Raw genomic sequence first — 14,349 nt, forward strand, 5'->3', positions numbered from 1 at the left:
CGGCGTTGCCGGCGAAACGGCCCAAAGCGATACAAAAAACATTAGATACACTAAAAAGCTGTTTGATATTGAATTGTGTATCGCTTATAAATACTCCCATGCCCAACCAGCCTTGAGGCGGGAGCCCGAACATGTACGCACAGCTTGTCGAAACCGGCGTCAAACGCATCAAGTCCCTGGACGAGATGTCGCCCCAGGAACGTGCCTTCCAGGAAAAGATCGACGCCGAAATCAAGATCGAAGCCAAGAACTGGATGCCCGACGCCTACCGTCAAACCCTCATCCGCCAGATTTCCCAGCACGCCCACTCCGAGATCGTCGGCATGCTGCCCGAGGGCAACTGGGTCACCCGTGCCCCGACCCTCAAGCGCAAGCTGCAGCTGATGGCCAAGATCCAGGACGAAGCCGGCCACGGCCTGTACCTGTACAGCGCCATGGAAACCCTGGGCGCCGATCGCGACGAAGAGATCGCCAAGCTGCACAGCGGCAAGGCCAAGTACTCCAGCATCTTCAACTACCCGACCCTCAACTGGGCCGACATGGGCGCGGTGGGCTGGCTGGTGGATGGCGCCGCCATCGTCAACCAGGTGGTGCTGCAGCGCACCTCCTACGGCCCCTACGCACGGGCCATGGTGCGCATCTGCAAGGAAGAGAGCTTTCACCAGCGCCAGGGCTACGAGATTCTGCTGACCATGATGCGCCACGGCACCCAGGCCCAGAAGGACATGGTGCAGGACGCGATCAACCGCCTGTGGTGGCCGGCGCTGATGATGTTCGGCCCCAGCGACGACAACTCGCCCAACAGCGCGCAGTCGATGGCCTGGAAGATCAAGCGCCAGAGCAACGACGAACTGCGCCAGCGCTTCGTCGACCAGACCATCCCGCAGCTCGAACTGCTGGGCTGCACCGCCCCCGACCCCGACCTGAAGTGGAACGCCGAGCGCGGCCACTACGATTTCGGCGCCATCCAGTGGCAGGAATTCTTCGACGTGCTCAAGGGCAACGGCCCGTGCAACCAGGAACGCCTGGCCACCCGGCGCAATGCCATCGAAAGCGGCGCCTGGGTGCGTGAAGCCGCCGTCGCCTACGCCCGCAAACAACAGAACAAGAACGCCGCCTGAACCGGCGACTGATGGGAGATACACGATGTCTGTCTGGACCCTCTACGAAGTGTTCGTGCGCAGCAAGCACGGCCTGAACCACAAGCATGTGGGCAGCGTGCATGCCGCCGACGACGCCATGGCCATCGAGAACGCCCGCGAGCTGTACACCCGCCGCAGCGAAGGCGTAAGCCTGTGGGTGGTGCCCTCGGCGCTGATCGTGGCCTCCTCGCCGGACGAGAAGGACCCGCTGTTCGACCCGGCCGACGACAAGGTCTACCGGCACGCCAGCTTCTACGAGCTGCCCGACGAAGTCGGACACATGTGAGGTCGACCATGAACAGCACCCAAGACGATCTGATCCATTACCTGCTGCTGCTGGGCGACAGCGCCCTGATCCAGGGCCAGCGCCTGTGCGAATGGTGCGGCAAGGCGCCGGCCATCGAGGAAGAACTGGCGCTGATGAACGTCGGCCTGGACCTGGTGGGCCAGGCGCGCAACTGGCTGGACTACGCCGCCGAGCTGCTGGCCGACGGCCGCGATGCCGACGACCTGGCGTTTCGCCGCGACGAACGTGCCTACCGCAACCTGCTGCTGGTGGAGCAGCCCAACGGCGATTTCGCCGTGACCATGGCCAAGCAGTTCCTGTTCGACGCCTGGCACCTGCAGGTGCTCAAGGGCCTGTGCGACTCCACCGACCTGCGCATCGCCGGCATCGCCGCCAAGGCGCTCAAGGAGGTCACCTACCACCTGCGTCGCTCCAGTGAATGGGTGCAGCGCCTGGGTGGCGGCACCGACGAAAGTCGCCGGCGCATGCTCGCGGCCATCACGCAGGTGTGGCGCTTCACCGTGGAGCTGGCCAGCGGCAGCGAGGCTGAAACCCGCCTGGCCGCAGCGGGCATCGGCGCCGACCCGGCGCAGGTCGGCGCGGCATGGCTGCACCAGGTCGAGGCCACCTTCGCCTCGGTCGAACTGCCGCTGCCGCCTGCGGCCAGCCACTTCTACCTCAGCGGGCGTACCGGCATGCACACCGAGCACCTGGGCATCCTGCTGGCCGAAATGCAGTTTTTGCCACGGGCCTACCCCGATGCAACCTGGTGAGCTGATCGCCAGCGACCACGGTGCGCGGGCACTGCGGGCCGATGACCTGAGCCACGCCTGGACGGTGCTGGAGCAGGTGATGGACCCGGAAGTGCCGGTGGTCAGCGTGGTCGACCTCGGGATAGTGCGCGACCTGCACTGGCAGGCCGGCCACCTGCACCTTGTGGTCACGCCGACCTATTCGGGCTGCCCGGCCACCGAGGTGATCGAGGGCGATATCCGCCAGGCGCTGGAGCAGGCCGGGTTCGCCGCGCCGTGCCTGGAGCGGCGCCTGACGCCGGCCTGGAGCACCGACTGGATCACCGAGCAGGGGCGCGAGCGCCTGCGTGCCTATGGCATCGCGCCGCCCGTGGGCAGTGCCAGCAAGCGCAGCCTGCTGGGCGAAAGCCCGCAGGTGCTGTGCCCGGTGTGCGCCAGCAGCCACACCGAGCTGCTCAGCCAGTTCGGCTCCACGGCCTGCAAGGCCCTTTACCGGTGCCGCGAGTGCCTGGAACCTTTCGACTATTTCAAATGCATCTGAGCGCGCTGGCGCCGTGCAGCGGGAGAACAGCATGAGTCAATTTCACAGCCTGACCATCAAGGATGTGCGCGCCGAGACCCGCGATGCGGTGTCGATTGCCTTCGAGGTGCCGGCGCACCTGCAGGACGATTTCCGTTTCACCCAGGGCCAGTACCTGGTGATGCGCACGCAACTGGACGACGAGGAAGTGCGCCGTTCGTACTCGATCTGCAGCGGCGTGGAAGACGGCGAGCTGCGCGTGGCGATCAAGCGCGTGGCCGGCGGGCGCTTCTCGGCGTTTGCCAACGAGGTGCTCAAGGTCGGCCACAGCCTCGAAGTGATGCCGCCTTCGGGCAGCTTCCATGTGCCACTGGACCCGACCCGTCGTGGCAACTACCTGGCGGTGGCGGCGGGCAGCGGCATCACGCCGATCCTGTCGATCATCAAGACCACCCTGGAGCGCGAACCCGACAGCCGCTTCACCTTGCTCTACGGCAACCGCTCAAGCTCCGGCGCGCTGTTTCGCGACAAGCTCGAAGACCTGAAGAACCGCTACCTGCAACGCCTGAACCTGATCTTCGTGTTCAGCCGCGAGCAGCAGGACGTGGACCTGTACAACGGGCGCATCGACGCCGACAAGTGCGGTCAGCTGTTCTCGCGCTGGCTCGACCCCAGGGCGCTGGACGCCGCCTTCATCTGCGGCCCGCAGGCGATGACCGAGACCGTGCGCGACAGCCTCAAGGCCAATGGCATGGCGGGGGAGAAGATCCATTTCGAGCTGTTTGCAGCGGCGGGCGACGAACGCAAGCGTGAAGCCCGCGAGGCGGCGCGCCAGCTGGACGCCGCCGTCAGCCAGATCACCGTGATCAGCGACGGTCGGGCGCTGGCCTTCGACCTGCCGCGCAACACCGTCAGCGTGCTGGATGCCGGCAATGCCATCGGCGCCGAACTGCCGTACTCGTGCAAGGCCGGGGTGTGCTCGACCTGCAAGTGCAAGGTCATCGAAGGGGAGGTGGAGATGGACAGCAACCACGCCCTGGAGGACTACGAAGTGGCGGCGGGGTATGTGCTGTCGTGCCAGACGTACCCGGTCAGCGACAGGGTGGTGCTGGACTTCGATCAGGTCTGATACCGCGTCGGTCCCATCGCCGGCAAGGCCGGCTCCTACACGGCGATGAGGCCCGCCTGAACACCGCAACACCTGTGTGCCCTGAAAACTAAAACAACAACACCAAGAGAGCGCCCCAATGACCCCCGAAGACATCGACAGCATCTGCAAGCACCCCGACTTCAAGCAACTGGTACGGCGCAAGCAGCGCCTGAACTGGTCGCTGACCCTGGCCATGCTGGTCATCTACTACGGCTTCGTGCTGCTGGTGGCGTTCTCCCCCAGCACCCTGGGGCAATCGCTCAGCGGCGGCGTGACCACCGTCGGCATGCTGGTCGGCGTGCTGGTGGTGCTGGTGTCCTTCGGCCTCACCGGGATCTACGTGTACCGCGCCAACAACGTGCTCGACCCGCTCAACGACAAGGTCCGCCAGGAGTGCGCGAAATGAACTGGACAGCCATCAGCATGTTCCTGCTGTTCGTAGTGTTCACCCTGGGCATCACCCGCTGGGCCGCACAGCGCACCCGTTCGGCCAGTGACTTCTACACCGCAGGCGGCGGCCTCACCGGCTTTCAGAACGGCCTGGCCATCGCCGGCGACATGATCAGCGCCGCCTCGTTCCTGGGCATTTCCGCGATGATGTTCCTCAACGGCTACGACGGCCTGCTGTACGCCCTGGGCGTGCTGGCCGGCTGGCCGATCATCCTGTTCCTGATTGCCGAGCGCCTGCGCAACCTGGGCAAGTACACCTTCGCCGACGTGGTGTCGTACCGCCTGGACCAGACCCCGGTACGCCTGACCTCGGCCCTGGGCACCCTGACCGTGGCACTGATGTACCTGGTGGCGCAGATGGTCGGCGCCGGCAAGCTGATCGAGCTGCTGTTCGGCATCAGCTACCTGTATGCGGTGATGCTGGTGGGCGTGCTGATGGTGTTCTACGTGACCTTCGGCGGCATGCTCGCCACCACCTGGGTACAGATCATCAAGGCCGTGCTGCTGCTCTCGGGCACCAGCTTCATGGCGTTCATGGTGCTCAAGCACTTTGGTTTCAGCACCGAGGCGATGTTCAGCGCCGCCACCGAGGTGCACGCCAAGGGCACCGCGATCATGGCCCCGGGCGGGCTGCTGTCCAACCCCATCGATGCGATTTCCCTGGGCCTGGGCATGATGTTCGGCACCGCCGGGCTGCCGCATATCCTGATGCGCTTCTTCACCGTGAGTGACGCCAAGCAGGCGCGCAAGAGCGTGTTCTACGCCACCGGCTTCATCGGCTACTTCTACCTGCTGCTGATCATGGTGGGCTTCGGCGCCATCGTGATGGTCGGCACCGACGCAAGCTACCGCGACGTCAACGGCGCGATCATCGGCGGCGGCAACATGATCGCCGTGCACCTGGCCCAGGCCGTGGGCGGCAACCTGTTCCTGGGCTTCATCTCGGCCGTGGCCTTCGCCACCATCCTGGCGGTGGTGGCCGGGCTGGCGTTGTCCGGCGCCTCGGCGGTGTCCCACGACCTGTACGCCTGCGTGATCCGCAAGGGCCAGGCCACCGAGAAGCAAGAGATGCGCGTGTCGCGCATCGCCACCCTGGCCATCGGCGTGCTGGCGATCATCCTGGGCCTGATGTTCGAGTCGCAGAACATCGCGTTCCTGTCCGGGCTGGTGCTGGCGATTGCCGCCTCGGTGAATTTCCCGGTGCTGTTCCTCTCGATGTACTGGAAGGGCCTGACCACCCGTGGCGCGGTGATCGGCAGCATGAGCGGGCTGGTCTCGGCCATCGTGCTGCTGGTGCTCAGCCCGGCGGTGTGGGTCAACGTGCTGCACAACGAAACGGCGCTGTTCCCCTACAGCAACCCGGCGCTGTTCTCCATGAGCCTGGCGTTCCTGGGCGCCTGGGTGTTCTCGGTCACCGACACCTCGGAGCGGGCAGCGCAGGAACGCGGCCGCTACCTGGCGCAGTTCATCCGCTCGATGACCGGCATCGGTGCCGCAGGCGCAAGCAAACACTAATAAACCAAAACGATTGTCGGGTATAAAAATAATGAACCACATTCGCTTCATGCCAGCTTCGCTGCTGGCCGGCTTCGCCTTGCCCCTGGTCGCCGCGCCGGCCCTGGCCGACTTCATCGACGACAGCCATGCCAGGGTCGAGTTGCGCAACCACTACATCAACCGCGATTTTCGCCAGAGCAACGCGCCGCAATCCAAGGCCGAGGAGTGGGCCCAGGGTTTTACCGTGAAGTTCGAGTCCGGCTTCACCGATGGCCCGATCGGGGTAGGCGTCGACGCCATGGGGCAACTGGGCATCAAGCTCGACTCCAGCCGTGATCGGCGCGGCACCGGGCTGCTGCCGTTCGGGCCAGACAGCCTGGAACCAGCCGACGACTACAGCGAGCTGGGCCTGACCGCCAAGCTGCGCGCCTCAAAGAGCGTGCTGCGCCTGGGTACCTTGCAGCCGATCCTACCGGTGGTGGTGTACAACGACACCCGCCTGCTGGCCGCCAGCTTTCAGGGCGGCCTGCTGACCAGCCAGGAGATCGACGGCCTGACGTTCAACGCCGGGCGGCTGACCAAGGCCAACCTGCGCGATTCCTCCAGCCGCGACGACATCGGCTACGGCGCGGCCAGCAGCGACCGCTTCGATTTTGGTGGCGGCACCTATGCCTTCACCCCGCAACTGAACCTGACCTACTACTACGCCAAGCTCGACCAGATCTACCGTCAGCAGTTCGTCGGCCTGGTGCACACCCAGCCACTGGGCGAGGGCCTGAGCCTGCGCAGCGACCTGCGCTATTTCGACAGCCGTGGCGACGGCGCCGAGCGGGCAGGGCGCATCGACAACCGCAACTTCAACGGCATGTTCACCCTGGCCAGTGGCGCGCACAAGGTCAGTGCCACCTTCCAGCAGATGTCGGGCGACAGCGCCTTCCCGTTCCTCAACGGCGGCGACCCGTACACCGTCAACCTGGTGACCTACAACACCTACACCCGCGCCGGGCTCGACTCCTGGCAACTGCGCTACGACTACGACTTCGTCGCCCTGGGCATTCCGGGCCTGAGTTTCATGACCCGCTACACCGACGGGCGTCATGCCAGGACCGCGACCGTGGACAACGGCCGCGAGCGCGAACGCGACACCGACATCACCTACGTGGTGCAGAGCGGCCCGTTGAAGAACGTCAGCCTGCGCTGGCGCAACGTCACCTTCCGCTCAGGCAACGGCTTGACCAACAGCCTGGACGAGAACCGCCTGATCATCGGCTACACCCTGGCGCTGTGGTAAGCGCGCCCCTTAAAAGAACCGGAGGACACCTCATGTCTGTTGCCCCAACCTTGCAAAGCTTCATCGCCGGCCGCTGGCTCGGCCAGCATGGCGCGCAGCCGCTGCGCAGCGCCCTGGACGGGCACGTATTGGCGTACAGCCATGAAGAGCGGCCCGACTTTGCCGAAGCCATCGAGCATGCGCGCCGTGACGGCCTGCGCAGCCTGATGGCGATGGACTTCCAGCAGCGTGCCGCGCGGCTCAAGGCCTTGGCGCTGTACCTGGCCGAGCGCAAGGAACAGCTCTACGCACTGTCCCATCACAGTGGTGCGACCCGCGCCGACAGCTGGATCGACATCGAGGGCGGCAACGCCACGCTGTTCGCCTATGCCGGCATCGGCAGCCGCGAACTGCCCTCGGGCAACCTGCTGCACGAAGGCCCGGCCATCCCGCTGGGCAAGCAGGGCACCTTCGCCGGCAGCCACATCCTGGTGCCGCGTGCCGGGCTTGCGGTGCACATCAACGCGTTCAACTTCCCGATCTGGGGCATGCTCGAAAAGTTCGCGCCGACCTTTCTGGCCGGCATGCCGTGCATCGTCAAGCCGGCCACCTCCACCAGCTACCTGACCGAGGCGGTGGTGCGCCTGATGGATGAGTCCGGCCTGCTGCCGGCCGGCAGCCTGCAACTGGTGGTGGGCAGTACCGGCGACCTGCTCGACCGCCTGCAAGGCCAGGACGTGGTGACCTTCACCGGTTCTGCCGACACCGCGGCCAAGCTGCGGGTGACCCCGAACCTGATCCGCCACTCGGTGCCGTTCACCGCCGAGGCCGACTCGCTCAACTGCGCGATCCTGGGCCCGGACGTGAAGCCGGACGATGCCGAGTTCGACCTGTACATCAAGGAAGTGGTGCGCGAGATGACCACCAAGGCGGGGCAGAAGTGCACCGCCATCCGCCGCGCCATCGTGCCGGCCAAGCACCTGGACGCCGTGGCCACGCGCCTGCGCGAGCGCCTGAGCAAGGTGGTGGTGGGCGACCCGTCGGTGGAGGGCGTGCGCATGGGCGCGCTGGCTTCCCATGACCAGCAGCGCGATGTGGGCGAGCGGGTGCGCAGCCTGCTGCAGAGCTGCGACCAGCTGTTCGGTGCCAGCGATGGTTTCGAGCCTCGGGGCGAGGGCGTGAGCGAAGGGGCGTTCTTTGCGCCGACCCTGCTGCAGGCACGCGACCCGCACGCCGACGGCGGTGCCCACGACATCGAGGCCTTCGGCCCGGTGAGCACGCTGATGGCCTACGGCGACCTGGACGAAGCGCTGGCGCTGGCCGCGCGCGGCAAGGGCAGCCTGGTGGCCAGCCTGGTGACCGCCGACCGCGAGGTGGCAGCCAAGGCCATTCCGGTGGCCGCGGCCTGGCACGGTCGGTTGCTGATCCTCGACAGCGAGGCGGCGGCGGAGTCCACCGGGCACGGTTCGCCCTTGCCGCAGCTCAAGCACGGCGGCCCTGGGCGTGCCGGTGGCGGCGAAGAGCTGGGCGGGCTGCGGGCGGTCAAGCACTACCTGCAGCGTGCGGCAGTGCAGGGTTCGCCGAGCATGCTGATGGCGGTGACCGGCGAGTATGTGCGCGGTGCCCAGGTGTACGAGAGCGAGGTGCACCCGTTCCGTCGTCACTTCGAAGAGCTGCGCATCGGCGAGTCGCTGCTGACCCATCGGCGTACCGTGACCGAGGCGGACCTGGTGAACTTCGGCTGCCTGTCGGGGGATCATTTCTACATGCACTTCGACGACATTGCGGCCAGGCAATCGCAGTTCGGCAAGCGCATTGCGCATGGCTACTTCGTGCTGTCGGCGGCGGCGGGGCTGTTCGTGTCGCCGGGCGAGGGGCCGGTGCTGGCCAACTATGGCCTGGACACCCTGCGTTTCATCAGCCCGGTGGGCATTGGCGACACCATCCAGGCGCGCCTGACCTGCAAGCGCAAGATCGATCAGGGCAAATCCAGCCCGCTGGGCCAGCCGCAAGGGGTGGTGGCGTGGGATGTGGAAGTGACCAACCAGCTGGGTGAGCTGGTGGCCAGCTACGACATCCTGACGCTAGTGCTCAAGCGCCCGGCCTGACCTTGTTCGCCTGTAGGAGCCGGCCTTGCCGGCGAAGGGGCATGACTGGCCAGCGTGCCATGACTCTTCGCCGGCAAGGCCGGCTCCTACAGACCAAGGGGCCGAGCCTGCAAACCAATATGGCACGCACACAAAAATACCTGGCACACACGCAAGCGCTTTACCCCCTCCGACTTTGCTCTAATCCCGTCATGGCCTGCCACGCCACTCATTGATCCACCCAGAACGGGATAACAATAAAAAATGAAACGCTTGATGCCGCTTGCCGTGCTCTACGTGTCAACGCTCGCCCACGCCGGCACGCCCGGCAACATCGACGCCAACCGACTGCTCAACGCCAACCAGGACGCCGCCAACTGGCTCGCCCACGGGCGTACCTACGACGAACAACGCTTCAGCCCGCTGACCCGCATCAACGACCAGAACGTCGCCGGGCTTGGCCTGGCCTGGACGCAGAAGCTCGACATCGATCGCGGTACCGAAGCCACCCCCATCGTGGTCGACGGCGTGATGTACACCACCGGTGCCTTCAGCATCGTGTATGCCTTCGACGCCGCCAGCGGCAAGCCGCTGTGGAAGTACGACCCCAAGATCCCCATGGAAAAACTCAGCCAGGGCTGCTGCGACGTGGTCAACCGCGGTGTGGCCGTGTGGCAGGGCAAGGTCTACGTGGGCAGCTTCGATGGGCGCCTGATCGCCCTCGATGCGGCCACCGGCAAGGAGGTGTGGAGCGTCGACACCGTTCTGGACCCCAACAAGAGCTACACCATCACCGGCGCCCCGCGCATCGTCAAAGGCAAGGTGCTGATCGGCAACGGCGGCGCCGAGTTCGGCGTGCGCGGCTATATCACCGCCTACGATGCCGAGACCGGCAAGCAGGCCTGGCGCTTCTTCACCGTGCCCGGCGACCCGGCGCTGCCACCGGAAAACGAGGCCATGGCCAAGGCCATGAAAACCTGGAAGGGCAATGGCTGGGTCAAGTGGGGCGGTGGCGGCACCGTATGGGACTCGATGTCCTACGACCCCGAGCTGGACCTGCTGTACGTGGGCACCGGCAACGGCTCGCCGTGGAACTACCAGTTCCGCAGCCAGGGCGAGGGCGACAACCTGTACCTGTCGTCGATCGTCGCGCTGCGCCCGGAAACCGGCGAGTACGTGTGGCACTTCCAGGTGACGCCCGGCGATCGCTGGGACTTCACCGCCACCCAGCAGATCGTGCTGGCCGACATCCAGATCGACGGCAAGACCCGCAAGGTGCTGATGCAGGCACCCAAGAACGGGTTCTTCTACGTGATCGACCGCACCAACGGCGAATTCATCTCGGGCAACAACTTCGTGCAGGTGAACTGGGCCAGCGGCCTGGACCCCAAGACCGGGCGCCCCATCCTCACTGACCAGGCCGACTACGCCAAGGCGCCGAAGGTGATACAGCCAAGCTTCCTCGGCGGCCACAGCTGGCACCCGATGTCGTACAACCCCAACACCGGCTATGTGTACATCCCGGCCCAGGACACCGTGGCCGAACTCAAGGCCGCCGACAAGCCGCTGTTCCTGCCGACCAAGTCGGTGGTGAACTTCGGCCTGGACGTGCCCGACCTGCCGGAAGACCCAAAAGTGTTCAACCAGATCCGTAGCGCCTGGCGCGGCCACCTGATTGCCTGGGACCCGGTCAAACAGCAGGCCGCCTGGACCCACGACTATGTCGAGTCCGGCAACGGCGGCACCCTCAGCACCGCCGGCAACCTGGTGTTCCAGGGCACCTCGGACGGCCGCGTCATGGCCTTCAGCGCCGACAAGGGCAAGCAGCTGTGGGAGCACCGCGCCAACTCCGGCGTGCTCGGCGGGCCGGTCACCTATGAGGTCAAGGGCGAGCAGTACGTGGCGTTCATGGCCGGCTGGGGCGGCATCATGCCGCTGATCGCAGGCGGCCTGACCGACAAGGGCAAGGTGCAACCCGAATCCCGCGTGCTGGTGTTCAAGCTCGGCGCCAAGGGCGAACTGCCGCCGCCGCGCAAGGCCCCGGTGCTGCCGCCGCAGGTGCCCGCGCTGACCGCCTCGGCGGATGAAATCGCCCAGGGCCGCACCCTGTTCAACGGCATGTGCGGTGCCTGCCACGGCCTCAACGCCGCCAGCGGCGGGGTGATCCCCGACCTGCGCTACCTGAGCCCGGACAAGCACCAGGCCTTCGTCGGCATCGTCAGCGGTGCGTTCATGAGCAAGGGCATGCCGAGCTTTGCCGGGGTGCTGGACATGCCGCAGATGCAACTGATCCAGCAATACATCATCAAGCGCAGCCTTGACCTGCGCGCCGCCGCCGACGCCACTGCGGCGCAGTAAGCCACCCCTCGACCCCGCTCGCCAGGCGTGCGAGCGGGGCAGCCTCAACCCGTTCCAATAACAATTAACCGGTAGACAGGTGACTTCCATGAAAGCGCTTTTGCACAAAGGCGGCGCATTGCCGTGCTCGCTGTTCCTTGCCCTGTGCGCCAGCCCCGCGCTGGCCGATGTACGCCCCGACTCCGGCGACTATGCCGCGCTGCCACCGGGCACCGACCTGGCCTTGCTGTACCAGCAGAACCCGCGCATCGACCGCTCGTACATGGGCGGCAAGCGCGCCGCCGACAACCTCGACCTGGACCTGACCGTGGGCGTGCTGCGTCTGGTGCACTTCACCGAGTTCTTCAACACCGGCCTGATCTGGGACCCGCAGATCATCATCCCCTACGGCCATCAGGAAATCGGCGCCACCGGCCAGAAGAACAGCGGCCTGGGCGACATCACCTTCGGCGCCACGGTGTGGAGCCTGGCCGACATGGAGCGCAACCGCCACCTGGGCTGGTCGCTGTTTGTCACCGCGCCCACCGGCGCCGACAAGAACCAGGGCTTTGCCCTGAGCGGCAACCGCTGGGCGGCGGACTTCCAGGTGGGCTATGTGCACGGCTTCAACGAGCGCTGGACGTGGGACGTGATCGCCGAGACCGAGTTCTACCAGGAGCAGCGCGACACCGGTGCGCACCGTGACCCGCTGATCCAGTTGCACAACCACCTGCGCTACAACTTCACCCCGGCCACCTCGGTGGCGCTGTCGTACCGGCACAACTGGGGCTCGCGCGAGACGCTGGACGGGCAGACCCTGGAAACCAGCCACAACAACGGCACGGTCGGGCTGTCGGCGACCACCATGCTGGGCAAGCAGTGGCAGGTAATGGGGCAGTACTGGCGGGATGTGGACGTGCGCTCGGGGCCGATGACCGACCATTCGCTGCAGTTCAGGTTGGCGTATATCTACTGAGGCGAGCCTGACGCACACCGGGTGAGGGGCACCCGGTGTGGTCACACGCCATGGCCGGGCTTAGACTGCGTGGCTTGGGCCTGTCAGTCGCCACGCGCCGGGCCGGACACTTGAACTGTGACGTGAACATGAAGCTCAAACTGTGCCTGCTGCTGCTTGTCTGCCCACCGCTGTTGGCCCAGGAGTTCGCCTGCCAACTGGGTGGCAAGATCGTTCCCGTTGCCGAGTATCGGCAGCCGACCCCTGTCTTCACCCGGCTGAAAAATGACGGGCATCCGATGACGGCCTTCGGCTTTTCAATTGCGCACAGTCAGGTGCAGGGGGCCGACAAAGCCGCGCGTGACTATTGCCAGTCGCTGATCGCAACAACGCGCACCGTGCTGTTGTCAGGTCAGTACCCGGCTGATCACTTTCACCCGGGCCAGCCCCTGTCGCTCAAGCATGTGCATCGCGACCGCCATGTCTGGCCTTACTGGCCAGACTATTACTGGCTCGCAGATAGCCCCCAGGGCCGCTGACCGGCTCTTCGCTGCCGCGTCGCCTGGCGTGTATCGACCGAGGGGAGGGCGGCGCGCAATGCGCGATCGCGGATCGGCGCCGCAGAGCTGAATCATCAGTGGCGTGCCGACCGGGTCAGCACAGCGGCCTCTACCGAAGGAACTCGCACCCGCAGTGCAATCAGCAACGCGGCCAGCAGCATCAGCACGGCCGCCGCCACGAATACGCCTGCGCTGCCACCGAGGCTGAACATTGCCCCACCCGCGGCTGCGCCTGTGGCGATGGCCGACTGTACCGACGCTACCACCATGCCCCCGGCGCTTTCCGCCTGGTCAGGGACCGCGTTGGCGACCCAGTTCGACCACGCCACCGGCACACCGCCAAAGGCCAGGCCCCACACCGCCAGCAGTACGGCCTGCCCTGGCACCGACGCCGGCAACAGGACCAGCGCCAGTGCCGCAACGCCCACCAGCGCGGGCATCGACACCAGGGTGGCCAGCGGGTAACGAGCAAGCATCCACCCGGCCACCAGGGTGCCGGCAAAGTTCGCCACACCAAAACCCAGCAGCATCAGCGACAGCCCCTGCGGGCCAATGCCGGTCGTGCCTTCGAGGAATGGCCGAACATACGTGAACATCGCGAAGTGGCCGCTGTGCACCAGCACACAACCGAACATCCCCATGGCAATGCCTGGGCGCAGCAATACTTCAAGCACCGTGCGCAGGCGTGCCGGGCGGCGCGGCGCAAGGCTCGGCAGCGTGATTGACTGGAACGCCAGGGTCACCACCCCCACCGCCGCCGCTGCAAAGAACGCGCTGCGCCAGCCATATAGCCCACCCAGATAACTACCCAGCGGAACCGCAACCACCGTCCCGATGGCGATGCCACTGAAAATGATCGAGAGCGCTCGCGGCAACAACGCCCCCGGCACCAGACGCATCGCCACCGCCGCCGCCATGCTCCAGAACCCGCCAAGCGCGATGCCCAGCAAGATACGCATCAGCAACAGCACCGCGAAACTGGAGGAAACGGCGACCAACAGATTGGACGCGATCATCAACGTGGAAAAACCCAGCAACACCCAGCGGCGATCGATGCTGCGAGTCAGGCCTGGCACCAACAGGCCGGCGAACAGCGCCACCACGGCTGTCACCGTTACCGCCTGGCCAGCCAGCGCTTCGGATACCCCCAACTCGGTCGCCATTGGCGTCAACAGGCTGGCCGGAAGGTACTCCGCGGTCAGCAAGCCGAACACGCCCATGGCCAGCGAGAACACGGTCATCCACGCGGGGGTTGCAGGTTCTGCATCCGGCCCGGCGCCGGGACGGCTGTCGGGTACGGCATTGCAAACAAGGTCAGTCATTGCACGGATCTCCCAATCTTC

Annotated in this window: 12 protein-coding genes and 1 pseudogene; 12 read left to right on the forward strand and 1 reads right to left on the reverse strand. The window is 65.9% G+C overall.

Annotated elements, in window-relative coordinates:
* The first annotated feature begins 131 nt into the window (after positions 1–131).
* From paaA to V9K84_RS06485, 12 genes and pseudogenes are all read left to right on the forward strand, one after another.
* Complete coding sequence (paaA, locus tag V9K84_RS06430) at positions 132–1,121, forward strand: 1,2-phenylacetyl-CoA epoxidase subunit PaaA (protein WP_054915436.1); 990 nt, start codon at positions 132–134, stop codon at positions 1,119–1,121.
* A gap of 25 nt (positions 1,122–1,146) precedes the next feature.
* Positions 1,147–1,428 (forward strand): 1,2-phenylacetyl-CoA epoxidase subunit PaaB, encoded by a 282-nt coding sequence (gene paaB / locus V9K84_RS06435; RefSeq protein ID WP_043863004.1) that lies wholly within the window; start codon positions 1,147–1,149, stop codon positions 1,426–1,428.
* An 8-nt stretch (positions 1,429–1,436) separates the two neighbouring features.
* Positions 1,437–2,201, forward strand: coding sequence for a 1,2-phenylacetyl-CoA epoxidase subunit PaaC (paaC, locus tag V9K84_RS06440; protein ID WP_088515418.1), 765 nt, complete (start codon positions 1,437–1,439; stop codon positions 2,199–2,201).
* Positions 2,188–2,721: a 1,2-phenylacetyl-CoA epoxidase subunit PaaD gene (gene paaD / locus V9K84_RS06445; RefSeq protein WP_054915435.1), complete on the forward strand. Its 534-nt coding sequence runs from the start codon at positions 2,188–2,190 to the stop codon at positions 2,719–2,721. The genes paaC and paaD overlap by 14 nt, the downstream gene beginning before the upstream one ends.
* A gap of 31 nt (positions 2,722–2,752) precedes the next feature.
* Positions 2,753–3,829, forward strand: a complete 1,077-nt coding sequence (gene paaE / locus V9K84_RS06450) for a 1,2-phenylacetyl-CoA epoxidase subunit PaaE (RefSeq protein ID WP_043863001.1) — start codon at positions 2,753–2,755, stop codon at positions 3,827–3,829.
* Between the two features lie 118 nt (positions 3,830–3,947).
* A complete protein-coding gene (locus V9K84_RS06455) occupies positions 3,948–4,256 on the forward strand; it encodes a DUF485 domain-containing protein (protein ID WP_043863000.1) in 309 nt (102 codons plus the stop codon).
* Positions 4,253–5,815: pseudogene (locus V9K84_RS06460) on the forward strand (cation acetate symporter); the annotation flags it as partial. The gene V9K84_RS06455 and the pseudogene V9K84_RS06460, both read left to right, overlap by 4 nt.
* 31 nt (positions 5,816–5,846) lie before the next feature.
* On the forward strand, positions 5,847–7,088 hold the full coding sequence (locus V9K84_RS06465) for an OprD family porin (RefSeq protein ID WP_088515417.1): 1,242 nt from the start codon (positions 5,847–5,849) through the stop codon (positions 7,086–7,088).
* Positions 7,089–7,120: 32 nt separating this feature from the next.
* A complete protein-coding gene (gene paaZ, locus V9K84_RS06470) occupies positions 7,121–9,175 on the forward strand; it encodes a phenylacetic acid degradation bifunctional protein PaaZ (RefSeq protein ID WP_088515416.1) in 2,055 nt (684 codons plus the stop codon).
* Positions 9,176–9,418: 243 nt separating this feature from the next.
* Positions 9,419–11,512 carry a PQQ-dependent dehydrogenase, methanol/ethanol family gene (locus tag V9K84_RS06475; protein WP_078480197.1) on the forward strand — a complete coding sequence of 698 codons (2,094 nt, stop codon included), beginning with the start codon at positions 9,419–9,421 and terminating at the stop codon, positions 11,510–11,512.
* Between the two features lie 88 nt (positions 11,513–11,600).
* The gene (locus tag V9K84_RS06480; protein WP_043862995.1) at positions 11,601–12,467 is read left to right on the forward strand and encodes a transporter; all 867 of its coding nucleotides are present in this window, start codon (positions 11,601–11,603) and stop codon (positions 12,465–12,467) included.
* A 128-nt stretch (positions 12,468–12,595) separates the two neighbouring features.
* A complete protein-coding gene (locus V9K84_RS06485) occupies positions 12,596–12,985 on the forward strand; it encodes a hypothetical protein (RefSeq protein ID WP_143516667.1) in 390 nt (129 codons plus the stop codon).
* Between the two features lie 95 nt (positions 12,986–13,080).
* Here V9K84_RS06485 and V9K84_RS06490 read toward each other — a convergent pair whose 3' ends face one another.
* Positions 13,081–14,328 carry an MFS transporter gene (locus V9K84_RS06490; protein WP_088515414.1) on the reverse strand — a complete coding sequence of 416 codons (1,248 nt, stop codon included), beginning with the start codon at positions 14,326–14,328 and terminating at the stop codon, positions 13,081–13,083.
* Between the last annotated feature and the right edge of the window lie 21 nt (positions 14,329–14,349).

The organism is Pseudomonas sp. AE27 (genome assembly GCF_037113495.1).
GTDB classification, from domain to species: Bacteria; Pseudomonadota; Gammaproteobacteria; order Pseudomonadales; family Pseudomonadaceae; genus Aquipseudomonas; species Aquipseudomonas palmensis.

What these genes read in the sequence shown, in the direction of transcription:
- paaA (WP_054915436.1), top strand. Translation starts at nt 132, where the DNA reads ATGTACGCACAGCTTGTCGAAACCGGCGTCAAACGCATCAAGTCCCTG.
- paaB (WP_043863004.1), top strand. Translation starts at nt 1,147, where the DNA reads ATGTCTGTCTGGACCCTCTACGAAGTGTTCGTGCGCAGCAAGCACGGC.
- paaC (WP_088515418.1), top strand. Translation starts at nt 1,437, where the DNA reads ATGAACAGCACCCAAGACGATCTGATCCATTACCTGCTGCTGCTGGGC.
- paaD (WP_054915435.1), top strand. Translation starts at nt 2,188, where the DNA reads ATGCAACCTGGTGAGCTGATCGCCAGCGACCACGGTGCGCGGGCACTG.
- paaE (WP_043863001.1), top strand. Translation starts at nt 2,753, where the DNA reads ATGAGTCAATTTCACAGCCTGACCATCAAGGATGTGCGCGCCGAGACC.
- V9K84_RS06455 (WP_043863000.1), top strand. Translation starts at nt 3,948, where the DNA reads ATGACCCCCGAAGACATCGACAGCATCTGCAAGCACCCCGACTTCAAG.
- V9K84_RS06465 (WP_088515417.1), top strand. Translation starts at nt 5,847, where the DNA reads ATGAACCACATTCGCTTCATGCCAGCTTCGCTGCTGGCCGGCTTCGCC.
- paaZ (WP_088515416.1), top strand. Translation starts at nt 7,121, where the DNA reads ATGTCTGTTGCCCCAACCTTGCAAAGCTTCATCGCCGGCCGCTGGCTC.
- V9K84_RS06475 (WP_078480197.1), top strand. Translation starts at nt 9,419, where the DNA reads ATGAAACGCTTGATGCCGCTTGCCGTGCTCTACGTGTCAACGCTCGCC.
- V9K84_RS06480 (WP_043862995.1), top strand. Translation starts at nt 11,601, where the DNA reads ATGAAAGCGCTTTTGCACAAAGGCGGCGCATTGCCGTGCTCGCTGTTC.
- V9K84_RS06485 (WP_143516667.1), top strand. Translation starts at nt 12,596, where the DNA reads ATGAAGCTCAAACTGTGCCTGCTGCTGCTTGTCTGCCCACCGCTGTTG.
- V9K84_RS06490 (WP_088515414.1), bottom strand. Translation starts at nt 14,328, where the DNA reads ATGACTGACCTTGTTTGCAATGCCGTACCCGACAGCCGTCCCGGCGCC.